The 25382-nt window shown below is 56.5% G+C and carries 16 protein-coding genes; 6 read left to right on the forward strand and 10 right to left on the reverse strand.

Going from position 1 to position 25382, the window contains the following annotated elements; all coding sequences use genetic code 11:
- Positions 1–124: 124 nt before the first annotated feature.
- Both K239x_RS11585 and K239x_RS11590 read left to right on the forward strand, forming a co-directional pair.
- Positions 125–793: a hypothetical protein gene (locus tag K239x_RS11585; protein ID WP_145418076.1), complete on the forward strand. Its 669-nt coding sequence runs from the start codon at positions 125–127 to the stop codon at positions 791–793.
- Positions 794–1196: 403 nt separating this feature from the next.
- Positions 1197–2204 (forward strand): transglutaminase-like domain-containing protein, encoded by a 1008-nt coding sequence (locus tag K239x_RS11590; protein ID WP_145418078.1) that lies wholly within the window; start codon positions 1197–1199, stop codon positions 2202–2204.
- 3 nt (positions 2205–2207) lie between these two features.
- Here the strand turns inward: K239x_RS11590 and K239x_RS11595 are convergent, their stop codons facing one another.
- The 9 genes from K239x_RS11595 to K239x_RS11635 all read right to left on the reverse strand — a co-directional run bounded on the left by K239x_RS11595 (position 2208) and on the right by K239x_RS11635 (position 18454).
- Complete coding sequence (locus K239x_RS11595) at positions 2208–2519, reverse strand: hypothetical protein (RefSeq protein ID WP_419189950.1); 312 nt, start codon at positions 2517–2519, stop codon at positions 2208–2210.
- Between the two features lie 37 nt (positions 2520–2556).
- A complete protein-coding gene (locus K239x_RS11600; RefSeq protein WP_145418080.1) occupies positions 2557–3993 on the reverse strand; it encodes an ABC transporter permease in 1437 nt (478 codons plus the stop codon).
- Positions 3990–4712, reverse strand: coding sequence for an ABC transporter ATP-binding protein (locus K239x_RS11605; protein ID WP_419189951.1), 723 nt, complete (start codon positions 4710–4712; stop codon positions 3990–3992). The genes K239x_RS11600 and K239x_RS11605 overlap by 4 nt, the downstream gene beginning before the upstream one ends.
- Positions 4713–4860: 148 nt before the next feature.
- Positions 4861–5499, reverse strand: coding sequence for a PIG-L family deacetylase (locus K239x_RS11610; RefSeq protein ID WP_419190083.1), 639 nt, complete (start codon positions 5497–5499; stop codon positions 4861–4863).
- 226 nt (positions 5500–5725) lie between these two features.
- Positions 5726–6871 carry a prenyltransferase/squalene oxidase repeat-containing protein gene (locus K239x_RS11615; RefSeq protein ID WP_419189952.1) on the reverse strand — a complete coding sequence of 382 codons (1146 nt, stop codon included), beginning with the start codon at positions 6869–6871 and terminating at the stop codon, positions 5726–5728.
- On the reverse strand, positions 6868–12693 hold the full coding sequence (locus tag K239x_RS11620) for a hypothetical protein (protein WP_145418082.1): 5826 nt from the start codon (positions 12691–12693) through the stop codon (positions 6868–6870). Before K239x_RS11620 ends, K239x_RS11615 begins: the two co-directional genes overlap by 4 nt.
- A gap of 3 nt (positions 12694–12696) precedes the next feature.
- Positions 12697–15075: a glutamine amidotransferase gene (locus K239x_RS11625; RefSeq protein WP_145418084.1), complete on the reverse strand. Its 2379-nt coding sequence runs from the start codon at positions 15073–15075 to the stop codon at positions 12697–12699.
- Positions 15075–17495, reverse strand: coding sequence for a BatA domain-containing protein (locus tag K239x_RS11630; protein ID WP_145418086.1), 2421 nt, complete (start codon positions 17493–17495; stop codon positions 15075–15077). The genes K239x_RS11625 and K239x_RS11630 overlap by 1 nt, the downstream gene beginning before the upstream one ends.
- Positions 17492–18454 (reverse strand): DUF58 domain-containing protein, encoded by a 963-nt coding sequence (locus tag K239x_RS11635; RefSeq protein WP_145418088.1) that lies wholly within the window; start codon positions 18452–18454, stop codon positions 17492–17494. Before K239x_RS11635 ends, K239x_RS11630 begins: the two co-directional genes overlap by 4 nt.
- Positions 18455–18812: 358 nt before the next feature.
- On the opposite strand from K239x_RS11635, the gene K239x_RS11640 reads away from it, so the two are divergent.
- The 4 genes from K239x_RS11640 (at position 18813) to K239x_RS11650 (ending at position 23602) form a co-directional block, all read left to right on the forward strand.
- Entirely contained in the window at positions 18813–21017 is a 2205-nt protein-coding gene (locus K239x_RS11640) for a hypothetical protein (RefSeq protein WP_419189953.1), read from the forward strand.
- Positions 21018–21232: 215 nt separating this feature from the next.
- Positions 21233–22720, forward strand: coding sequence for an aldehyde dehydrogenase family protein (locus K239x_RS11645; protein ID WP_145418092.1), 1488 nt, complete (start codon positions 21233–21235; stop codon positions 22718–22720).
- A 335-nt stretch (positions 22721–23055) separates the two neighbouring features.
- Positions 23056–23232 (forward strand): hypothetical protein, encoded by a 177-nt coding sequence (locus tag K239x_RS28485; RefSeq protein WP_419189954.1) that lies wholly within the window; start codon positions 23056–23058, stop codon positions 23230–23232.
- Positions 23233–23263: 31 nt separating this feature from the next.
- Complete coding sequence (locus tag K239x_RS11650) at positions 23264–23602, forward strand: P-II family nitrogen regulator (protein WP_145418094.1); 339 nt, start codon at positions 23264–23266, stop codon at positions 23600–23602.
- 282 nt (positions 23603–23884) lie between these two features.
- Here K239x_RS11650 and K239x_RS11655 read toward each other — a convergent pair whose 3' ends face one another.
- Positions 23885–25252: an integron integrase gene (locus K239x_RS11655; RefSeq protein WP_419189955.1), complete on the reverse strand. Its 1368-nt coding sequence runs from the start codon at positions 25250–25252 to the stop codon at positions 23885–23887.
- Between the last annotated feature and the right edge of the window lie 130 nt (positions 25253–25382).

Consider the following 25382-nt stretch of genomic DNA (forward strand, 5'->3'; position numbering starts at 1 on the left):
ACAACGAATTGTTGCAGAAAAAAAGCGACGTTGCGTTTGCACATCATTGTTTACGGCCTAATTTTGTATGGCCTGGTACTCTGGGCCACCGAATAATCTCACTATGCACGTCAAGGTAACTTCGATGAACAAACGCATTTTAACGGTGGTAGCAACCGTAACGCTTCTGTGTACCACCAGCGGCTGCAGTGGCATGCGGAACTTTCTTTTTGGCCGCGGCGCACGCTGTGGGTTGTGCAGCAACCTTCGACGCCCGTTACAACGAATCAACCCGCTCAATCGCCAAACACAAGTTCCTGTGGCACCGATGATGCAAGCGGCTCCATTGGCCGGTACAACCTGCGCACCCGGACTGATGGCAACACCTAACAGCTACGGTCCACAGCTAGGCTGTGGCATGGAAGCTGGTTGCGGTCGCGAAATGGGCTGTGGATTGGAAGCAGGCTGCGGCATCGAAACGCTGCCCAATTCTTGCAACTGCGGCAATGCTTCGTCCTATGGACCTGTCATCAGAAATTACGGTTCGGCATCGATCGATCCTTATCTCGCTGGCGGACAAGTGATCGATGGCGGCGTCATTAACGGCATGCCGATTGATGGTCAAATCATCGGTAACCCCATCATGGGCGAGCAAGTGATCGGCAGCTCAATCTACGGTGGACAAGCCTTCGACGGCGGATCTTGGGTGCCTCGCGGCGATTCGGGAATCTATTCGGCGAACAAGTACGATACCGATGGAAACAAAATCATCAGCGAAGAACCGTTGCCACCCGGCGCGGTACCAGCCAACTAGTGCAGTGCCAGCCAACTAGTGCGGTACCAGCCAACTAGTGCAGTGCCGTTCAGCTAGTGCAGTGCCGTTCAACTAGTGCAGTGCCGTTCAACTAGTGCAGTGCCGTTCAGCTAGTGCAGTGCCCGGCCGATGAGTTTGGTGCCTGCCAGAAAACGTTTGCGTGTTCAACGACAAACAAGTTCGTTTTCCTTTTCGGAAAAACATCAAGTAAGATAGATCGACGACGAAGCATTTTTCTACAGTGAGCTACGGTCGGAGTGGCTAGCGCGATGCAAATCGGGTTAGCGGCTTCGGCCGTTTCGGTGTTTCGTCCGACGGTCGCCCAGTCAAAAGCACTCATTGACAAAATCACGTTGCTGGCACGGCATCAGCAACTACATCGACCCCAACGATAGGCCAAGGTATGACACGCAACACCATTACGCGACGCTCTCTGCTCGGACGGACGCTGGGTACTGCCGCCGTCGCATGCTTGGCCAACCATTCACGTTCGCCGACCTTGCATGCTCAAGAGTCATCGTCCAAGAATCCTGATGAATCGGTCTCGCGACTTGCTTATGACGCGCCCAAATCACAGACCTGGCGCATCGGTTTGGTGTTGGACACACCAGTGACTTGTACCAACGTATTCGCCACGTTTCCGGTGCCGATGGATTGGCCCGAACAAACGGTCACATTGCAGAGCAAGGAGATCGATCGCCGTGTCACCGCTTGGAAAGTTCGCGACGTCGCCAAAGGTGCCAAACAGGTGATGCTGCAAATTCCGAAAGTCGCGGCCAACACGACCGCCGAAGTCACGTTTACGATGTCGATCGAACGTTCACGAATTTTGCCGCCTACAAAAACTGATGACCTGCGAATCCCCAAAAAAATCGGTCGAGAGCTAAGAGTCTTTACCAGTAACAGCCCCTATATCGACGCCAGTAACGCACGAATCAAAATGGTGTCCAAAGAGCTCGCAGCCAAAGACGCGGCGAACGATTGGGAACGCGTTGAACAGATTTACGACTACGTTCGTGACAATGTTCGCAGTGTCGACGGCGATCTGAAAAACGCCTCCGTTGCACTGCGCGAAGGAAAGGGCGATTGCGAGGAGATGACCAGCCTGATTGTTGCTCTGTGTCGCAATGCCAAAGTACCCGCCCGAATGGTTTGGATTCCCGATCACTGTTACCCCGAGTTCTACTTGGAAGACGCCGATGGCAATGGGCACTGGTTTCCTTGCCAGGCGCGCGGGACGCGTCAGTTTGGACGGATGGACGAATACCGTCCGATCTTGCAGAAAGGCGACCGTTTCAAGGTTCCCGAATCGCGTACGCCAGTTCGCTATGTGGCGGAACATTTCAAATGCGATCGGAAAGGATCCGCCAAGCCTCGGCCCGTTTTCGTCCGCGAATTGGTCGACGGTTGAGCGTCATTTTTGCTTGCTGACCCACGCGACAAAGGTCGCCATCTGGTCGTGAGCCATGATCTGGTCGACCGTGTGGTAGTCGCGGCCCAGAGTCTTTTCTTTGGGCACAAAACGGTGAATCGCCTGATGGCAATCGTGGCACACCGAAATCGTCTGCTGCATCTGTTCCCGCGAAAACTGCTTCTTAAACCATTTGTTCTTGTGGCACGTTCGTGGAATCAAGTGATGCTCCGTTGTGCCGCGTTTGGGACGGCGTCCGCACAGCGTGCAGCGCCCGCGATTCGGGTCGGTCGTTTGGTTGGCTACCACACCCATGTGGATCTCTTTCCGTCGTGGTTGTCAAATCGATGGACTAAAGCCCTCGCAGAGTTTGCGCAGGATCAATTTTCGCAGCGCGTTTGGCGGGGACGTAGCTGGCCAACATCGTGATCAGTGACGCGACGATCGGCGTGCCCATGATCAGCCAGACAGGGTACGCAAAGATGTCACCGTAAAGCGGTTCGTTCAAGCGTGTTTCCAATTCTTGGCGGATCCAGTCGCCACAGATTCGCGAAAAGATTAATCCCAGCACCAATCCGCTCAGCCCGCCGATCAGCCCCATCAAGAAGCCTTCGATTAGGAACATTCGCTTTAAGTCACGATCGCGCGCACCGATGGCTTTCATGACGGCGATGTCTTTGCGGCGCTCCAGAACATTCATCACCATCGTGTTGGTGATCCCAATCGCGGAAATCAGCAAAGCGGCTGTAGCGATGGACGTGATCAACAAAGTGACCAGTAAGACCGCGGTTCGTATCTGCGTCGCTAGTTCAGCCAGCGAATGAGTGCGAAAACCCGTGTCGGATATTTCCGCTTCAATGTTTTCCAGCAACTCTGGACTGGTCGCGCGAACGACCGCGGTCGTGCTCTTATCGGCTAGATCAAGGCCTCGCCAACAATCAGCCGCATCATCGTAAGGCATCATCACGGCGACACCCAACATCTGCGCCCACTCGGGTTCGTCGCGGATTTCAATCCGTTCGGGATAGCGAAACACGCCTCTGATCGGAAAAATGCGAGAACGAAATTTCAGTGATTCGATCGCCTTTTGGCGACGCGGATTGTCGCCGGATAACGACGTCCCTTCCAATGTCGCATGACGCGTCGTCACTTGAATCATGGTCCCGATTACGTCCTCAATTTCTGCTTCGGTGCGAATTCCCTGCTGGTACAAAAACAGTTCGCTGACCCAGACGCCACCACGTTCGGGCGGATTCGATGCGCTCGATTCTGCAGCGACCGTTTTTGTGCCCGTCGCAACAATCAGTTTGGAGTAGTCCAGCTTTTTGGGCGGCATCGCATAGACCACTCCCGGGCTGAACCGATCGACGGTTTGCAGGTAAATCGAACAGCGAAATCGCAGTCGCGACCATACCGATTCGACGCCGGCAATGCGTTTCAGACTTTCGCTGACCCCCAGGTTCATGGGCACCGGCCGGACGCCACCAACACCCGATGCCTGAGCCAATCGCACGCGGCGTTCATCAGACATGTCTTCGGTAAAACCTGCTGCCCGGGCTTTCTCCGGCGTAACTTCGTCCGTCTGAACACCCGTGTTGACGATGATCTCTAGCAGGCGATCTCCGACGGCAAGCCGCCGATTGACAGCGTCGATGACGCCCAGCCCACCCGAGATGCTACAGAACAGCAACAGTGCTCCGAGCGTCACGCCCAGCAGAGTCAGCACGCTGCGAAATTTGTGCGCCGTCATGGCCGATATGCCAGCACGCAGAAGGTCCGACAATCTCATTGGCCGGCTCCCATCGTGTCGTCGATTAGGTGCCCATCATGCAGTCGGATCGTGCGGGTCGCAAAATCGCTCGCAAGTTTCTCGTCGTGCGTCACCAGCACCACTGTCGCATTTCGTGTGTTGGAATAATCGACCAAGTGCTGAATGATGTCGCTTGCAGTGGTCGAATCCAAGTTGCCGGTGGGTTCGTCGGCCAAAAGTAGTTTGGGTTGATGCGATAGCGCGCGAGCCAAAGCGACACGTTGTTGTTCGCCGCCGGACAATTCCGACGGACGATGCGACGCTCGATTGGCCAGTCCCACCGCCTCCAACGCCGACATTGCCGATGCGAGTCGCTGTTTTCGGGGAGTTCCCGCAAACACAAACGGCAGCTCAACATTCTTGGTCGCCGTCAACGTCGGAATCAGATGAAATGCTTGAAAAACAACTCCCACGCTGCTCATCCGATACCTGGCCAATTGATCGCTGGAATGCGCGGCAATGTCGTCCCCGTCCACAATGATGGATCCCGAAGTCGGCCGGTCGATCCCTGACAGCAAATTCAGAAGCGTCGATTTTCCCGAGCCCGATCGTCCCAGCATCGCGACTCGTTGCCCACGCTGGATAGTCAACGAAATGTCTCGCAGCGCAATGACGCTGACTGATTTGCGCGGGTAAACACGTGACACGTGGTTCAACCGAATCAATGGATCGTCGCTCGTTGCATCAGACGAAATCATTGGAAACAAATACTTAAGTGGTAAAGATTTTCAGTCAAACGAACGATCGCTTTCGCGCGCTTTTGAATCCAGGCGACGTTACGCAGCGGCGAATCGGTTGCGCGTCGCCCTTCCAGCACGCTCTCAACACAATCCGTTACAGACTGGTCTAAAAAAGATCCCGCAACGAACGGATTGCCAGCGGCTCTTTGGTCGCAAAGGGTTCGCCATAGTGACGATCAATCAATCGCCCCCAATAAGCCGCATCGTCACGTAACCGGTCGATCAAAGTCGGCGGCTCCGTTGGCCGTCCCGCAACAAATTGACTCGCATACGCTTCGATGGATGACTTCTTGCGCGACCACTGGTCGCTGATGTCAACGATCCAATCGGGTTGCACCGCCAGTCGCAAGTGAATGCAAAAGTAGTAATAGATTCGTTCGGGATGGTACCGCTCGCCGGGCATGTCCGTCTTGCTCAGTTTCGACCAAAAACGCGCCGCTTCGATCAGTTGCGTTGCCGCGACATGGTCCGGATGAGCATCGCTCCAGTAAGGCGCGAACAGCCATCGCGGTCGCAGCATCCGAAAGTAGCTGGCCAACAATTTGCGTGCTTCCAGAGTCGGTTCCAGTGATCGATTGATCAAGCCAGCGTTGCCGCGCCAGGTCAGCCCCAGTGCCGCGGTTGCGAGGTCGGTTTCTTGACGACGGATTGTTTCGCTGCCATGGGGCGTCGGTTCGCCGGTGGTCAAATCCAGCACCCCGATTCGCCAGCCTTCGTCGTGCATTTTGGCGATCGTTCCGCCCATTCCCAGTTCGGCATCATCGGGATGCGGCGCAATGACAAGGAAATCTAGTGGCTCGATCTCGCCAATCTCTTCGGGCGGCCCAGTAAAAACAGGAACGTCAGGTTTGTCAGAAAAAGTCAATCGATTGAATCAAAGGAGTGAGCGGCGGGCAAAATTTCGCGGAAGCGTCACGATACGCCGACGAACGTTTGGTGTCGTCGTTGATACAGAAATGGATTACTTGCAACTAGCGCTGGTAAATCGGCAGGTAGTGATATCGTACGCTCAGACTCAAAATTGACAATGATGTCGCGTAGACGTAACCCACGTTGCGTTCTTCTCCGCTGCGGGCCAGCCATGCTCCGCGGCTGTCCTGTGTCTCTAGCAACATTTTGGCAACCAAGTCGTCTGCTTTCTTGGCGTACTTTCCACCTGCTTGATGCATCCCTTGCGCGTAGTAGTAGACGCCGTAGTGAAAGAACCTTTCCTTGGGCTTGGGCGGATTTTGTAACAACCAGTCCGCCGCACCTTTGACCATTGGCGAATCGTACTGTCCGCAAACTTGCATCGCCAGCAATCCGGCCGCGGTCATCGTAAACGACGGGTGATGGTGGCCGGGCGTGTAACTAAATCCTCCGATCGGTTCCTTGGTTCTTTGTCCGCGTGGCGAAGTGTAGGAGTGTCGCAGATAGCTCAGCGCCGAAGTGATGGCCGATGCAGGCACATCCATCCCGTCGTTTTTGGCACTCCGCAAAGCCATCAATTGCCAAACCGAAACCGAAAGATCCGAATCGGTCGCCGTCGGTGTGTATCGCCATCCGCCAGCCAGTGTGCTGGGTTTGCGAACCGCTTGTGCCTTCAGCACCAAACCAATGGCCTTTTCCAACGCCGAATGGATGCGTTGATTTTGAGCCATCGTGCCACCCATGCCCATCATCTCGGTCAGCATCAGCGTGACTATGCCATGGCCGTACATGCGCGATCCGTCGCTGTTACCAAAATACCCGTTGGAATCTTGATGTCGCTTGTCCAAGACAAAATCAATCGCTCGCATCATCACCAGCGACCGCACGTCGTCGTTGCCGGGTTGGACTCCGACGGCGGCCATCGCCATGATGGCCAACGATGTCATCGCGACTTCGTGACCACGATCCACAATCGCACCCGTATCACGCATTGTCGAAACCAAAAACTTGATTCCTCGATCAACGGCCTGATCGATATCATCGTCCACGTAAAGCGTCGACAAGTCTTCGGCCGCATGGGTTCGATCAGCCATCGCAGCTCCCGCTCCCATGGCCGCCGCTTGAACCGCGTACCAGTTGGTCGCCGATTTCGCGCAAGTCGACTTCAGCCAGTCGCGTCGCGAAAGTGTCAAACGAGGGTGCGTCATTTTGATTTCTCCGTTGCATTGGCCTTCGCAGCAGCGCGACGAGCGACCGCCCGGAAATAGGCTTCGACTTCGCGGCGGTACTGCGGAGCAACACGCGATTCGCGCGACTCCGAAGCGTCATCGGTTTTGCGCTGTCGCAGTGATCCCCAATCTCCCAGTTCGCTCATGTCAACTTGGCCTAGGATCCCTTCGCCACCGCCGGGCGGATCGCCGGGACCAGAGTTTTGTGTCAACTGATCGCCTTCTTTTTCGCCCGATTCGACCTCGCCTTGTTGTTTGGACGCCTCCGAGTTTTTGCCGGGCTGCAAAGTTTGTTGTCTGTCTTTGGCTGCTTGCTGTGATTGAGAGTCCAGCATTTGCGACAACGTCGGCGAAGCTTGACCGGCGGTCTGTTTGCCCGGTTGGCTACCCGGTTTTTGTTCGCCCGGTTTTTGGCTTCCGGGGTCCTGGCCGGGTTTTGGTTGACCCTGTTCTTGTCCTTGCGGTTGTTGTCCTTGCGGTTCGTCGCCCTGTTGTTGTTCTGATGGCTGTTTTTTTTGTTGAGCCGGATCGTTTGCCTCCGCAATCGCTCGGTCTAGTTCATCCAGCGTCTGTGCCATCTTCTTTGCTTTGTCTGCCGATGCGCTGGACGGCTGACCTTGTGAACTTTGCTTTGGTGAAGACGCTTGATTCTTATCGGAGCTGCTTTCAGCTGCCTTGTCGCCTGGGTTGTCGGAGTCGGGCGATTCACTGTCCGAGGTTGATTGCAGCATCTGCGCAAGGCGTTCCGCGTCCTGGCCAATCTTTTGTTCCGCGTCGGCGACTTGCTGGCCCGCTTGTGGCGTTTCCTTGGCTTCTTTGGCAGCTTGATCGAGTGATTGTTTGGCGTCTTGGCCGGCTTTCAGCCCGTTCTCTTGAATCGACTCGGCTGCCTGCTCCAGGCCTTCGGCATTGGCTTTTTGTCCCAAACGTTCTTCGTGGCGTGCCGCGCGGGCAACCTGATCGGCTGCATTCTTGACGTCGCTATTGATGCGATCTTGCTGCTCCGACAAGCTCTGCGCTTTGTCAGTTGGCGTGCTTAACTCCGGGCGTCCACCCAATTGCTTTGCGATCGCATCAAGCTGCTGCTGCAAGTCATCCAGCGTTTTGGTGGCTTGCTGGGCAGTCTCTTCGGCAAGTTGGCCGGCCGGGTTAGGCCGAGTCAGACGCTCCAGCTTTTCCTTCTGTGCCTCGCGTATTGCTTGTTCGATCTCTTTCCGCTGGTCCTTGGCATAGTCTCGCGTTTGATCGGCAGCTTGCTCGGCTTTGTCAGCGTTGGCTTCACGCTGCTTCTGCTGATCGATTTGCGACTGCAATTGATCTCGCTGCTTCTGGTCCGTCTTCTTTGGATCCGCTTTCTTCAGTCGATCCTCCGCCCGTTGGCGTTGGTCTCTGGCATCGCGTTCCTGACGTTGAGCTTGCTGGACGCGGCGGTTCGCTTCCTGCTCTTCGCGTGACCACTGGGCGCGTTCCCGATTCATATCCTGCACGATTCGGTTCCGTGTATTTCTTGCCTTGCTTTCCATTTTGCTCTGCGCACTCTTTCGTGCCGGTTCGTTTTGATGCACGTCTCGCTGGGATGCTTCGGCAGATTCTTGCTTGGCTTTCTTGATGGCCTCGGCGGCCTGGCTCACTGACTGTTTGGCGTTTTGGACCGTCTTTTTCATTTGCTCAGCCAACGCACTCTCGCCGCCCATCTGCCGACTTTCGTCCACGGCTTTCTTAAGTGCTTCGCGGGCCTCGGTGAATTTGTCTCGGGTTTTGGGTTCATTTGCCCAGCCGGAGGCTTCCTGCGCCATTCCCAGCAAATGGTTGCTTGTTGATTCAAGTCGTCGAGACAACTCTTCCAGCTTTTTGGCTGCACGACGCTTGGCCTCTTGAACCGCTGCATCACTTCGTTCGAGTGCTTGATTGAGTTGGCGCTCGTCGCTTTCGGCTTGTTCCAAAGTCTTTTGCGCCGACTGCGCCGCGTTTTCGGAAATCTCCGAGAGTTCCTGCTGCATCGGTTCGTTCTTCTTCAGTTCCGCCTCCAGCTTTTTGAGCAACTCTTCGGGATCGCTATTGGCCGCGTCCGCCATCGCTTTGGCTTCTTCGTAACGCTGTTCCAAATCGCGCGCAATCTGCAACTCTTCTTCAGTCTTTCGCAATTCCTCTCGTGATTGATCAGCGTTTTCGCCACGTTCAAGTTTGTCGAAATGCTCGGCGGTCTTTTCCAACGTACTCGCCAGCTGCGACAAACTCTCTTCGGCTTTTTCCAGTGCGGCGTCACGTTGCTGTTCGTTCGCGGCGTCCTTGGCGTCCTGCATCGCCTCTTTTGCTTGCTCCGATGCGTCGTTGATCGCCGAAGCAGCTGCGTCGGCATCTCTGGCAATTTCACGTTGCTCGTCGTCCAACATGTCCGACGTATTGGCCTTGTCGATCAAAGCTTGCACAGTCTGTTCGGCAGCCGTTTCGGCTTCTTCTTGTTGGGCGGCCAATTGCTCGGCCGTTTCGCTTTGCGAATCCTGTCGTTGATCCGTTCGCTGCTCCGCTTCCGTCGCTTTTTCAGCAGCCTGACGGGCTTGTTCGGGAAGCGACAGCACATAGCGCTGAATCGTCGCTCGTGCTGCGATCACGTGCGGCTGCAAATTCTGGAGCCCCGCATCGACGCGCTGCGTCAGCTTGTTCAGCGAAACTTCGGCCGACACCGGTTCTTTCTGGTCCCAACGACGGCGTGTCAGACGGTCGCGTGCGGCAGAGAAATCCTTGTCGTAGCGGGTTCGGTCCATCGGATCGATTAGAGTTGGCCAATCCAGTTTGGATTCTTGCCACTGCTTGATGGACCACTCCGCAGCCAGTGAATAGCGATGAATCCAGATCCCGCTGCTAAGCCGGTCGTCGGCTGAATTCGACAATGACTGTTCTGAAACCAGCAGTTGTTTAAGTTCGGATTGCGCTAGTTCAGCTTCGTGGACCGATTCCAATACGCGAATCGCACCCGACAGATTTTCGTGCACCTCGGTAGGCGATTCGTCTTTGTAGTCGGCAAAACCATTTTCGTTGACATGTTCGATTGCACGACGCAGCAGAGTCAAATCGGCGGCATGTTTTAGATCGACTCGGGGACGCCGACGATGCAATTCCGATTCGGCGGTCAAACGCTGGGCGGCCTGTCCGATCCGATGGATGTAGTTCGATTCGGCCGCCTGTGCTTCCCAGTTGGCCAAGGCTGCTTTGTCAGCATCGTCCTCCTTCTCGCTGCGTTCTTGCTGTCGGACCGCCTCTCGACCACTTCGCTGGATCTGGCGAATCAAATCTGCATACGAACGCATTTCGCGGCGAATGTCACGATAGGATTCATTGAACAGCTGCATCAGTCGTCCGTCGGCCATGCCGGTCGCAGATTTCTTTTTCAGTTCGCCTTCAAAACGCCTGATGAGATCACGCTGGTTCTTTTCCGATTCGTCGTCCTTGATCCGGTTGATCAACAACGACCAGCGTTCGGCCCAGCGACGCCAACTTTCGCCAGCGAAATGCGCGCGTGACGAATCCATCAGCACGGCATCATGCTTGCGTATCAATTCATCAATGGCTTTCATCCTCGCTAAAGTCACTTTCAGATAACGATCAAATCGATCCGCAGGCAAACCGGACGCTTCGTTTGTCATTGGTTGCAGACTACTTTGCAGTGCGCTGGCGTCGCGGGTCACCGCCAGTGAAAGTTCGTGCGACACGATCGCTCGCGCCAACGTGTTGATACGCATCGCCTGATGGCTAAGCCGTGTGCCATGGTTGGAGACGCTTTTTGCGATTTTTGCCTGCGCTGTTTTCCAAAGATCGCTTTCGATGCTCAGGGCATGAGCCAGTTCTTCGACGGAATATTTCAATTCGCCATCCATCGCGATGATTGCCCGTCCCATCAATTCCAGCGAATTGGTGTCCGTCACTTGGTCGGTGATTTCGATCGAATTGGCCAACGATTGCAAGACCGACGAAGTGCGTTCATTCAGTTCGGCGTACAGTTGCCGAAGCGAATTGATCTCGGCCGCATCGGGCGTTCGGCCCAGTTCTTTGATCGTATCGCCGACCGCGGCCGCTGATTTTGTCCACGCCAACACTTCCGTCGTCAGTTCGCTCCATTCGTCCAGTTTGCGATGGCGGTCATCATCAAATCCTTCGTCGGCGATCAACAAATCGACGATTCGTGATTCGCCCCGAAGGCCTCGGCGATCAATCGCGACCAATCGAGTGCGGACGATATCGCCGCTGGACAGTTTGGGCGTTTCTTTGTTACCGCCCGTCCGTTTCAAAAGATCCCATTGCCAACTCGGCTGAGCGTCGCGGCTGGGCGAAGGCACCGGGATTTCGAAGGTTTCGCTCGTGATCGAATTGATGGTGATCTCTTGAATAATCTTGTCGACCGGCAAATCGTCTTGAACTGATCCTGCCAAATCCAAGACCGCTAACGGTGAAACGATCATCATGTCAGTGACCGTGTCAGCCCACTTTGCGACCGGTGGCGTGTCGATGACCGGCACGATGGTGTAGGTCGGACTGAACGGGTTGTTGAGTCCGGATTTGATACTGACTGCATCGACTTGGTACTGACCCGCCGTTTTAATCGGGATCGACGCCGTGAACATGTTTTTCGATTCGTCGGCCTGGAACAATTCAATCTCGCCGCCTTCGTTGGCAAAACGAATTTTCGCGTCGCGTACAGGTTCGTCAAACTGGATGGTCAGTTCTGCGGTGGTCCCCGTCAGCGCTTTCAAATCTCCGTGCTCGTCCTCCTCAGTACGTTCAGCCAGTTTTGCATAGCTGGGAAACTGATAACGCTTCTGGAACAGTCCGACTCGCGGGCGCGGCAGCGGCGTCAAGCGATGCCACAGCGAAATTGCGTCGCCGGCAAAGATCTGATATTCGATCGGCGATTTTCCCACGGACAAATTCGCCGCGAAATGATCACTCGTCTCGATCGTCGTTTGACTCGAATTCGGATTGGTTTCTTCGCTCGTATTGCGGTTGGCAATCGATGCGGCTGAGTTGGCGGTTGCCGGTTTGGCTCGCGGTGACATCATGGACTCGCCGCTCATGCCGTCATCCGACTGCCACACCAATAGCACTTCGTCGGTGATCTCACCTGTGATCTCGATCACGATTCCGACCGCGTCGCCTTCGGCAACGTATCCCGAGGCGGGCGACGGTTGGATGATTGCAATTTTTGTTTTCGATGCTCGTTCGATCGGAGCGCCCGGCAACATCGCCCTTGCAAAACGACGCCCGAACTGCATTTGCGGAATCAGCAATAGCACCAGACAAACTGCGGCGATTGTCAAGCCAGCCGACAGCCATTTGCGAATCAACGCCATCGGCAACAAATCGGCCACGTTCAGCAACGCCACACGTCGGGCGACGCGTTTTTGCAATCGTTCGCGAAAATCGGCGGAACCATTCGCCTCGTTGGGGTCAGCTAATTCGACCGCCGACAACAGATCATCGCGCAGTCGCGGTGTCGTCGACTGCATGTGAACGGCCAGCGAAGTCGCTTCGGTATCTCGTAAGCCACCGAACCCAAAAAACCACATCGCGGCGATTGTGGCGCTGTAACCGACCACACTCAGCAACACGCGCACGCTATCGGGGAGAATCCAGAAATAGTCGCACAGCGCTATCAGCAACATGGCCGCGACAAACACGACGATGCCACCCGCGATGGCCCGCAGCACCAACAGCACTTTGCGGCGTTGGCCAAACTTCTGCAGCGTTCGCGCGGTAACGGGATCCAGTCCGACGCTGGTCACTTGATCTGATGGATAAGTCGACATGGGTTACACCAATCCTGATCGTTTTCTGAGCCACCATTCGATCGCCAACAAAGCAATCACGGCCCAAAACCAATAGAATGATTGCCAAATCAGGATATCCGATTCGACGATGGATCCGCTGGAAAGCGGTTTGATTTTCTCAAGTAAAGTCACTGCCGACGATTCATGCACGTACGCACCGCCGGCTGCCGCAGCGATTTGATTCAGCGTTCCTGCGTCCAACGCAATCCGCCGCATCTCGAGAGATTCGGATTGACTGACCCAAATCGGCGTCGACGCCTGCAAGGCCGATTCGTCAAACCCGCTTGCTCGGACACGAACACTGTATCCTCCTGGCGAAAGAGTCGGCGTTTGCCCCTGATACGTTCCGCGTGCGGGATCATCGACACTCAAAGGCACCGTTGCGACGACGCGATCATTGGCAATCAACAGCGCGTCGACAGTTGCGTCCCCGACCGGTTGCGACCGAGTGTCTTGCAGACGGACGCGAATGGTTGCCGATTCATCGGGGCCGTACTGAATCTTGTCCGTCCCCAGTGCCACGTATTCATCACTGGCAGAATACGGAGGCTGCATGACGGCCGCCAACAGCTGATTCCAAAACCGAGCGTGAAATCGATCCGCGACCTTATAACGCCATCGCCAAGTTTCATCCGACGAAAGATAAAATACGCGTCCGCCGCCAAACAATCGTGTCACCAACCAAGGTGACTTAATACCGCTTTGGCCGATCGCGGTGGCCCAGACCTCGGCTCCCTCTTGCGCCTGCACATGGTTGACCGATTTGGGAGCTGGGATCTGCGACCAAAACTCTTCGATGTTCTGCGAATCCCCATACAAATTCATCAGCGGATGCTCTTTGCCCATCGTCGTCAATTCCAACGATTTGGCGGACAGCCGTGGAATCGCACGGTCATAGCGAATCGGAATCAATTCACTCAGCGTGCCGTCGGCCAGTTGACGTAGTTGCCGATAACGACCATCAATCGCGATCAATCCGCCACCGCGAGTCACAAATTCTTTCAACAAGAAAATGTCATTGGTCGAAAGCAAATCCGCGGGGATTTCGCCTAGCACCACGGCGTCGTACTGTGCCATCGTTTCGCGGTCCGCCGGAAACTGCCCGTCGTCCTTGCCTCGCAAAAGCTGGACGTCGTCGGTACCCGGACCTGCGATCACAATATTGACCGTCCATGCCGGGTCGCGTTGAAAGAGATTGTTCAGATAACGCGTCTCCCAGCGGCTGGATCCGTCGATGATCAACAGTCGACGATCACGCGTGTTGGCGGCCACGCGAAACGACCGCGAATTGTTTTCGCTGACCGAATCGCCACCCTGCACGACGCCCAGCGGTTCGACCGCAGCGGTCAAATCCATCACCACCGTGCTACGCTGAACGCCTCGCTGTGATTCGGTGTTCAGTGATTCAACGATCGAGCCGACGTCTAATTCAAACGGAATCGATTGCTGGCCATCGTTCAGCGGCGTGACGTTCTGTTGCCAAACCGTTTTGCCGGCCGACTCAATTCGAACCAACACCGACTGTCCGGCCAAACCGTACTGCTTCAAGATCAATTCGCCAGCCAGCTGGCCATCCGAAGCCACACTCTCGGGCGTGACCACGTTGACGATTCCGACGTCAGTGGGTTCGTCGGTTGAACCCATGCCCACGGCGTGAACCGCGTACGATTGCAGCCGCAGCTCCTTGGCCAAATCGACCGCCGATCGACCCGCGTTGTCACGCCCATCCGAAAACAAAACCAACGCGGCTTGCTGAAGTTTCTCGGCCGAATCTTGCTCGGCACTGCTTTCGACTTCATCGGCAACGGCATTGGCGTCAAACGAATCTAGCGCCAGCGAAAGACTGGACGCCAAATCCGTTCCCACACCATCTGCGTCCAACGCAAATGTCGTCGGCAGCGGTTCGTCCATTCGCGACGACCAGAGCAACGTGGGATCGCCCGTGGAAAATGCCACGACATCGACTTCATGTGTTTCTTTTAACGTCGACAGCCAGCCCGGGTGACTGCCATCGCCCAACAATACATCGACGCTGCGCCGCATTCGACTCGGCGACGAACTGGGGTCGCCACTGTCCGTGACCGCCATGCTTTTGGATTGATCGATGGCAAACACCACTCGTCCCAGTTTGCCCACCACCGTGCGGCGGTGAAGCACCGGCCCCGATAGCAGCAGGATCGTCAAAGCAACCGCAGTGGCGCGCAGCGACGGCAGCAGGTAAGAGTACGGCGAAGCAAGGTGTTTTGTCTCTCGCAAATACACCCATGCCACAAACGCCGCGGCGACCGCAGCGACGGCGACGACCATCCAGAGCGGAGCTTCCCCTGCAAATCGCAGTGTTCCCATTAGCAGTGTTCCCATTACAAGCCCCTCCCCGTCATCACGGCCTGAGGCGGATCCACTGGCACACGCGATTGGGCTCCCGCTGACCGACGTCCCACCAGATGTTGTTGCAAGAACAGTTCACCGACCATGCCGATCAAAAGTGCCAATAGCAGCCATCGCCAAATTTCGCGTCCGAAACGTCGCGTTTGGTCGTCGGCTTGCAAGTCACTCAGCTCAGCGTAGATGTTCGCATCGACTTTCTTGGCGACCGCTTTCAACGCATCCGGATCGACCGATCGAAGTTGCGATTCAGAATGAGGAACCTCGACCACGCGAATTGTTTTTGTAATTAAACTCTCCGCCGCGTCACTTTCGTCGTTTTCGGCGGGATCGTTTGGCCCGACCGAACGAAACGCGTACGTCCCGGGCACTTGGGTCTGCAACCACTGAAGCTCTCTCGGCGACGAACCATCCGATTCGCCTGCCGGCGTCAACGACACCTCTGCTTCGCCGGGCGGCTGGACCGAATAGCGCGTTTGCGTCGATGGGGATTCCGCAGCGGAGGCTTCTTTCTTTCCTGCACCGGCATTCATCGAACCACCGGCCAACTTCAACTCCGATGTCGGCAGCGAAATCGGTTGCCCAACTTCCAAGGTCGTTGTCTTTCGCCGACCCGCCAAATCCATCACCAACTGTTGCATCATCGGAAGATACGCCAGCCGTAGCGGCAGCGTCGACCACGCTGCATCGCACGGTAACGCGAACTGACAAACTTGGCCGCGCCCGCGTGACGCCAACACCACCATCGGACGGCCGTCACCAAAAGTCATCAAAACACTCGCCGCGGTTTGCTCTCCCGCCAGCTCACTTTCACCTGCTGCTTCTTGCGTCACCGCATCTTCGTCCGCGGTCGCGGCTTCTCCTTGCGACACCGTCAACTGCCGATACGCAAACACCTCCACATCCGACAGCGGACGCTCATTCGCCGCGGCCAATAATCTCCAAGGCGAATATTGTTGGTTCAGTTCCGCAATCGTCGTCACCGTCACATTGCGTTCGTCTGGCGTACCAACAATTTCACCCAGCCGCGCCGGAAAACTCAGCGCTCCCGCATCGGACTGCCACGGCGTGTTGAAGGATTCCGCTTCGACGCGGTCACCGTCAAAAACCACCAGCGAACCACCCTGCAACACAAATGTCGACAAAGCCGCTCGCTGGGATCGATCCAGCGTCCCGACGTTGGCCAGCACCACGATCTCCGGTCGAACGTTTGCAATTGTGTCTGTGATCTCAGAACTGCGGATCAAATCGGCTCGCACCGAATCGGGTTGATCGTCGCCACCAAAAGCAAACGGGCTCAACGCGATCGACAAAAAATCCGCCTGACCTTCCAACGGACGACGACTCGGTTTGCCATCGACCAACACCACGCTGATCTCTCGCATCACATCCACCGCGATCCTGCGCCGGTTGTCATCGGCCAACGAATCCGCATGCTCCACCGACACCGTTACTTCGCGCACACCGGGTTCGTCGATGCGGTGATTCAACCGTGCCGTCGCAGAGGATCGTTCGCCGATCGAAATCGTTCGCGGTGGCAGATCCACCCCATCGATTGACCACACGAGTCGTAGGTCGCCCGTCGGCACATCCGCCGCATTACGAACTCGTGCCGAAAACTGTGTGCTCCGTCCCGCTACCACCGCAGGCGAATCCACCGTCACGGATTCGACCGAAACATTGGCCGCCTTTTCCGATTCGCTGCCAAAATTCCAGAAACTGACCGTCGGTCGCGGGTCAATCTTGCTTAACCGTCGCGAAATTCCGTCCAGAGATTTCAGCGAAGACTTAGTGAGATTGCAGCTCTGAAAATCCGACACCAACAAAACGCTCGTCTGTGCATGCGAACTTTGCTGGGCCGCGCCGACCGCCGCGTCGATCATCACCGACAGATCAACCGGGCCAAACGTCGCTTTCAATTGCTTGATTTCGTCCAAAGCATCCGCCGCACCCATCGTCGCAGCGGGCGAATCCACCGTACTGCTTCGCACCAAAATCACCTCGTCACGACGCGACAGCTTTTTCAAAAAATCCGTCAGACCTGTTTTGGCCTGTTGCAGCCGTGATGGCTGTCCACTGACAGACGCGTTCATGCTGCGACTGTCATCGATCGCAATCACGATCGTTCGCGGTGCATCGCCCGGCATCGCGCGAAAACCCGTCAGCACGGGCCGCGCAAGACAGAACGCCAACAAGATCGGAATCAAACATCGCAGCAACAACAGCAGCAAGTTGGCAATCTGCATGCGGCGACGGTTCACGCGGATCACACTGTCTAGCAAATGCCACGCACCCCAGTCGATCGTGGTGAATCGACTACGATGCAGCAAATGAATAACCAAAGGAATCGTGAACGCCAAAGCACCCAGAGCCAGCAGCGAGTTCAGCAGCGTCAACTCACTCGCCTCCTAAACGACATGTATTCGTGCAATCCATCGGCAAACGGGCGGTCGGTTGTCAGCGGAACATGATCCACGCGGTTCTGTCGGCAGGCTTCCACCAAAGCACTTTGATGTTCAGCCAGTCGTTGCAAATAAGCCTCCTGCAGCGAACGCGCATCGACGGTGTGTTCGTTAGCCGGGTTTTCGATGTCGCGAAATTGGATCCTTCCCGAGAATGGAAAATCCATTTCGTCCGGGTCCAGTATCTGAAAGAAAATGACTTCGTGGTTTTTGGATCGAAACAATGCCAGCGATTTGCTGATCGAATCCACATCGCCCATGCCGTCACTAATGATGATCAACATTCCGCGGCGTTTCAGCTTCGACGCGATCTTGCGAAACACGCCGCCCAAATCCGTCTCGCGTCGTGACACCTCGTCCGTCAACGGTTTCAAAACCGCTCGCAAATGCGACGGACGCGAACGCACCGGCACGATCTCGCGCGGCGCGTCATCAAACGTGATCAAACCCGCGCCGTCTTGCTGGCCCAACATCAAATACGTCAACGAAGCAGCCAGCTGCACAGCAAAATCATGCTTCGTCTTGCCACCCGTCTCACTGCCACCCGACTTCGTGCCGCCAGCCTTCATGCCACCAGCCTTCATGCCACCGCCTCGGCTTCCGCCATACGCCATCGAACCGCTCCGGTCGACCAACAACGTGCAACGCAGATTCGTTTCTTCCTCAAACTCACGAATGTACAGCCGATCGCTTTTTCCGTACGCCTTCCAGTCAATCTTCTTCAGATCATCGCCGCGCACGTAGGGGCGGTGTTCCTTGAATTCGACGCTAAAACCCTTGTGCGGCGATCGGTGCCGTCCGTTGCAGTAGCCTTCGACCACGCCACGAGCCAGCATTTGCAGACGCGCAATCCGCGAAAGTTCCTTCGGCTTGATGTAGTCCAGAATTCGCATCAGCGAGTCGGGGAGGTAGGAATCGTTTGGGTGGGAGCAGTCCAGTATATCCTGCCGTGTCTTTTGCGTGACCGACGGTTTGGCCCAACCCAATCGATTGCCAGCAATAATCAGTCACAATCGAGTGCCCAAATCCGGCATAATGCTCAGACTCACTCGGGGACCCTTTCGTGCCCCCCCCTAGTTGCCCGCAAAGTTGTCCTGCCTCGTTCCACTACCCGCCGAGCCTTTTCCTACCATGTCGCCCACCTCACAAACTTCTTCCTCCCATCCGTGTCGCCGCCAAGTTCTCCCGTCGCAGCGTCGACGTCACGTTCTCCCGCCGCAGCCCATGCCGCAGTCCCCAGTGCAGTCCCCAGTGCAGTCCACATCCGTTCTCGCGCTCCGGATCACCCTGTCACTCGCCGTGGTCGCCGCGTGTTTCAGCACCGCGCCAACCTGTTCCGCAGGACAGCTTCACGCCGGGGCCGCCGTCATCGATATCAGCCCGACACAAATGCCTGTCCTGGTCAACGGCGGCATGATGTCCAGGACCGTTGACGAAATCCGCACCACCGTCAACGCGCGAGCCATTGTCGTCACCGACCAAGACGACACGGTTGCCATCGTCGTCGTCGATAGTTGCATGGTCCCCAAAGAAATCTTGGACGAAGCCAAACAGCGAGCCGCCCGCGACACAGACATCCCGGCCGACCACATCATGGTCAGTGCCACCCATACGCACACCGCCCCGTCCGCCTTCGGCGCGTTGGGCACCGACGCCGACGCGACGTATGTGCCGCTGCTGCGCCGAAAGATCGTCGATGCAATCGTCGCCGCCAAAGCGAACTTGCAGCCAGCCAAAGTCGGTTGGGGATCCGCCGACGCTCCGGACTTCACCGCCTTGCGCCGTTGGGTGCGCCGTCCCGACCGCATCGATGTCGACCCGTTCGGAAACCGGTCCGTGCGAGCCAACATGCACGCGGGAGCCAAACCCGAAAATGTCACCGGCGAATCCGGCCCCGAAGACCCCGAATTGTCCGTGATCGCGTTTCAGTCGACGGCGGGAAAACCCATCGCAGTGCTCTGCAATTTTTCGATGCACTACTTCGGCGACCAACCCATCAGCGCCGACTACTTCGGTCTGTTCAGCGAAGGAATCGCCAAATACGCGGACGCCCAGTCCAACCTCTCGAGCGACCAATCCGGCTGCGTCGGCATCATGTCGCACGGCTGCAGTGGCGACATCTGGAAACGCGACTACGTGACCTGGACTGGCAAAGACGATCTAGACATCAACGGTTTCACCCAAGGATTGCTTGCCGTCGCTCAAACGGCCTACGACCAAATCCAGTACCGCGACAACGCTGACATCGCCATGGCCGAATCTCGCCTGCCGCTCCGCTACCGGGTGCCCGACGCACAGCGTTTGCACTGGGCCCAAGAAATCGCCGCGACCATCGAAAACGATTTGCCCACCACTCGCGAACAAGTCTACGCACGCGAACAGATTCTCCTGCATCAAATGCAAAAAACCGACGTCGTCGTGCAAGCGATCAAAATCGGCGACATCGCCATCGCCACCACGCCCAATGAAACGTACGCCCTGACTGGACTGAAACTAAAACTGCAAAGTCCGTTCAAACACACCATGGTCATCGAACTCGCCAACGGAGCCGAAGGCTACATTCCGCCTCCCGAACAACACCCGCTCGGTGGATACAACACCTGGGCCGCACGGTCCGCCGGATTGGAACCGCAGGCCGAACCAAAAATCGTTGCCGCCAGCCTGCGCTTATTGGAAAAAATCAGCCAACAACCGCGCAAAACTTTTCAGCAACAAATCGGTCCCGCCGCCCAGCAGCTTCTCAGCAACAAACCGCTCGCCTACTACCGGCTGGACCAAATGCAATCCTCCTTTGCCATCGACTCCAGTGGGCACCACAACCACGGAATCTACGAACCCGACGTCTTGTTCTTCCTGCCCGGTCCGCCCACCGACGCTCAAAAACGATCGTTTGTAGGCTCTCGCAGCGGATCGCCGGGCGATTTTCCAGCCAATGACCAGTCTCAAAACGAAAACCACTCTCCCGCCCAAATGCAGCCCAACCGCTGCGTCCACTTCGCCGGTGGACGTGTCCGCACCCAACTGCCCAGCCTGGGCAACAGCTACACCGTCATCCTCTCGTTTTGGAACGGAATGCCCAGCGACGCTCGCCCAACCACCGGCTGGTTATTCTCCCGCGATCACAATCACAGTGTCACCGATCGCGGCCAGCATCTCGGGCTCGGCGGCTCCACCGACGGTGACGACACCGCCACCGGCAAACTGATTTTCAAACAAGGTGATGGCGTTGCCGTCGGCAAAACCGTCATTCCGCGTTGGACGTGGAATCAAGTCAAACTGGTCCGCACCAACACCCGCGTCAAAGTATTCCTCAACAACGCGTCTCAACCCGAAATCAACATCCTTCTCTCAAGCGATCAAACCGCGCCCCTGCCTACCTGCTTTATCGGTGGCCGCAGTGACAATGATTCCAACTGGGAAGGACGAATCGACGAAGTCGCCATTTATTCCAATTGAATCCGGTCACTTCACGCCGGCCCCTTCAAACCCGTCAGATTCGTTACACTGAACCGTAGCGACCGACAACCACTTTCCAACCCGCCCTCACGACGGAGCTCGCGTTTCAGCTGCTTGATTTGCACGGACGAACCAAACCAAATCAAACTCAGCGCAAAACGAAACGCTGCATCCCATTTGATTCAAACAGATACCTCACCCCCGGAGCCTGATCGATGAGCGTTTCTACCAAAGTTAACTTGCTTCCCGAAGTCGAAGGATTTCTTAGCCAAAGTCCATTCGCCAGCTTTGTCGGTGGCAAGAACTTCCCCGCTGCGTCTGGCGATCTGGTCGCCACAATGGACCCCGGTTCCGGCGACAAAATCGGCGACATCCACGATCTCTCGTCCGCCGAAATCGACCAAGCCGTCGACATCGCCAACGACGCCTTCCCGGCCTGGTCCGCGATGTCGCAATCCGACCGCAGCGCCATCTTGCTAAAACTGGCCGACGCCGTCGAACAACGCAAACCCATCATCGCGCAGATCGAAGCCCTCGAAGCCGGCAAAATCGAAGCGCAAGCCGCCGGCGACGTACAAAACTTCGCCGACACACTTCGCTACTTCGTCAAACTTTCCGACGGTGTCGAAACACGCACCAAACTGGACTCCCCCGGTCACGACGCCTGGACCTACAAACAGCCCTGGGGCGCCTGTGCGTTTATTTTCCCTTGGAACTTTCCCTTCCTGTTGATCGGTTGGGGAATCTCACCCGCCCTGGCCGCCGGAAACACCGTCGTCATCAAACCCGCCGAAGACACCTCGCTCTCGGCAATCTACTTGGCTCAGCTTGCCAAGGAAGTCGGCGTGCCCGATGGAGTCATCAACGTCGTGACCGGTCGTGGTGCCACCGCCGGTGCCGCACTGACCGGCAACGCCAAAATCAAACGCATGTCGTTTACTGGTTCGCCCGAAGTAGGTCAGTTGGTCGGCGAAGCCTGTGGACGTAACTTGGTGCCTGTCAAATTGGAGCTCGGCGGCAAAGGTGCCGCCGTGATCTTTGACGATGTCGACGTGGAAGCCACCGCCGAAGCACTGGTCGGCGCCATCACATTCCATAGCGGACAAGTCTGCTGCGACGCGACCAGGTGGATCATCCACGAAGACATCTACGACGAATTTGTTCAGCATTGCAAAGACAAAATGCAAAACATCCAAATCGGACACCCCTTGGATCCCAACAGCCAGATGGGACCGGTCGTCAATCCCAAACAGTGCGAACGAGTCCTCGGTTACCAGCAAAAAGGAAAAGCCGACGGTGCCGAATGTATCTTCGGTGGCGGCCCCGCCACCGTTGTCGGTTTCGACGGCAACTATGTCAAACCGGCCCTCCTAGCCGGGACCATGGACAACATCGCCGCCCGCGAAGAAATCTTCGGGCCAGTCGCGTTCTTGGCCAAATTCAAAACCGAAGCCGAAGCCATCGCAATGGCCAACGACACCGAATACGGACTGGCCAACAGCGTCTGGACAAAAGACAACGATCGAGCCGGACGAGTCGCCGAAGCAATGGTCGCAGGCAACAGCTGGATCAACGCCCACAACGTCTTCGCGCAAGGAGTGCCCTACGGAGGAGTCAACAAAAGTGGAATGGGAGGAGGAGTGCTGTCCATCGAAACCCTGATGGATTACTACCGAAGCACCTCCGTCGTCCGCCCGCTCTAGTCAGCCGCTGCCGCTAGCCACGGGCCCCAAGCCTGCCCACCCACCGCGCCAGTCAGCCGACTATTGTCAGCCGCTGGCGCTAGCCTCGGGCCCTGCCCACCCAAAACTTCCTTCCCTACCCCAAACTTTCCGCCGGCAAACTCTCCCACCTCCACCGCCCAGGTTTCCAAATTATGCCTCCAGCGGCGATGATCAGCGTGAAAAACCGCCGCCTCCAGAACACGTCACAACATGAGAGAGTTCACCCTCCCTCACGGTGAGGCGCAAGACGGTCAAACGCCAAATCACTAAACGTGCGCACCAGCTGGCCAGTCCTCACCTGCAAACAGCGTCCCATGGATCGGACTCGATGGACTCGTGCTCATTTGCACTGTCCATCCGACGCATCGCGCATTACCGCGCACAGGTGCACGATCGATCCGATCAACGCCGGAATCAAAACGATGGAAACGATCGTTGCCGCCGCATCAATGGATTTGGCACAGCAGATGCACTCCGTTCAAGACGAATAGTTCGCCCACTCGTTTTGCAAAAGGAAACACCATGAAAATTGTGACAGCAATTATCAACTCAAGCAAACTTGACGATGTCCGTGACGCTATCGAAGCCGCCGGTGCCCATGGCGTAACGGTGACCAAGGCAAAAGGATTTGGCCGACAGAAAGGACACACCGAAACCTATCGCGGTGCCGAATACACGATCGAGTTTCATCCTAAATTAAGAGTGGAAGTGGCGGTGGAAGATCCGATGGTCGACACCGTGATGCAAGCAATCTGCAACGCAGCCAGATCAGGTGAACTCGGTGACGGAAAAATCTTTGTGACGCCGTTGGAGAAAGTCATGCGGATTCGCACGTCGGAAGTGGGAGCCGAAGCCCTGTAGTGCATCGCACCTCCTCGAAACGACAACCTTTTTTAAGAAACGCCGTGGAACGTTCAACCGACCCACGGCGTTTATCGTGTCCCACGCATTGATTCGTTCAGCAAGCAAAACCTACTTCACGCGTCGGCCGAATCGCCCCGACCAGCGTCCAAAGTCAGCCGCTGGCGCTAGCCACGGGCCCTTCTCGCTCCACACCTTTCCCACGCCCTCCACCACCCCACGCTTCTCCCACGCACACCCCACCCCAAACTCGCTCACCAACACCCCCACCCAAACCGATCACTACTCCCGCGCACCCATCCGATCCAACGGGCTGGTAACTGCCAATCCCGGTCGATTCATCACGTGCAAATAGATCATCGTTGTCTTCACATCCTTGTGCCCCAACAACTCTTGCACCGTTCGGATGTCCGCGCCATCCTCCAACATATGCGTCGCAAACGAATGGCGTAGCGTGTGCGGCACCGCGTGCTTATCGATCCCGCCCCTTCGCCGCGCCCGCTTCAATGCATCCGAAAACGTTTTCTCGTGAACATGATGTCGGCGAATCATTTCGCCACGCGGATCCTGCGACCGTCGCGAAGCAGGAAACACATACTGCCATCCAAATTCTCTGGCCGCATGACGATACTTTCGCGTCAACGCAAACGGCAAATAAACCTCACCGAAACCTTCGTCCAAATCCGACGTATGCAAAACCCGCGTCGACGCAATCTGACGTCGCAGCGGCTCGATCGCTCCGTCCGCCAGCACCGTCACCCGGTCCTTCTGCCCCTTGCCATTGCGAACCACAATCTGCCTGGTATCAAAGTCGACATCCTTCACCCGCAACGTGCGACATTCCCGATGCCGGAGCCCGCTTCCGTAGAGCACCAACGCCATCGTGCGCGTCATGCCCGCCATCCCGTTTAGCAACACTCCCACCTCATCTCGGCTACAGACCACCGGCAGATAATCGCTCTCGGCAGCCCGCATCGAATTGACAAACCCCAACTGACGACCGTCCACCTTCTCGACCAAAAACTTGATCGCCGAAAACGCCTGATTCTGAGTCCCCGCGTCCACGTTGCGCTCGATGGCCAAATGAGTCAAAAAGGCACCGATCTCTGCCTCACCGCACTGCTCCAGGTGATCGTCGTTGGTAAACATCGCAAACCGTCGAATCCATGCCGCGTAAGCATCCTCCGTGCTCTTGGGGTGATGCAACAATCGCATCCGACTCCTCAGCCGCCCAACTGCCTCCGGCTCGTCGTCGCGACTCCTCCCCGGATTCCCCTCGCCGGCCACCAACTGCCGATCCGATTGGCTGATCGAATCCACCCCCGCGCGGCGATTGATGTCCTCTTTCTGTGCGATCAACTGCAACGTCCGAAAAATCTCCGCAAAACACATCGTCGGCTCGCCAATCACATAACGCTGATAACACTCCAAAGCCTTCGCCACTTGCAATCGCCGCCAAGCCGGATAGCGATTGTCACGCAACGACCTCAGAAAATCCGTCACCCGCGTCGCGTCCAACTCCAGTTTGTCGTTCGGCCCCAAATGAAAATGCCTGGCATAGCCATCGACCCACTTCGGAAACCACTCCCGGTCCGAGTCCCTCAACTGGATGAACCGCAGCTTGCGCTGAAACTCAGAAAACGACATCATTGCCCCCCCTGTTAAGTAGTGCATAAGTACCACCAAACAGCTTAAAAAAAGGTTCCTTTGTACACTATCCCGCAGCGGTGCTTCGCAGACCAAGTCACTGATACAAACCAGCCGTCGCCGTCAGCTCAAA

It is taken from the genome of Stieleria marina (assembly GCA_007741555.1).
Taxonomy (GTDB): domain Bacteria; phylum Planctomycetota; class Planctomycetia; order Pirellulales; family Pirellulaceae; genus K23-9.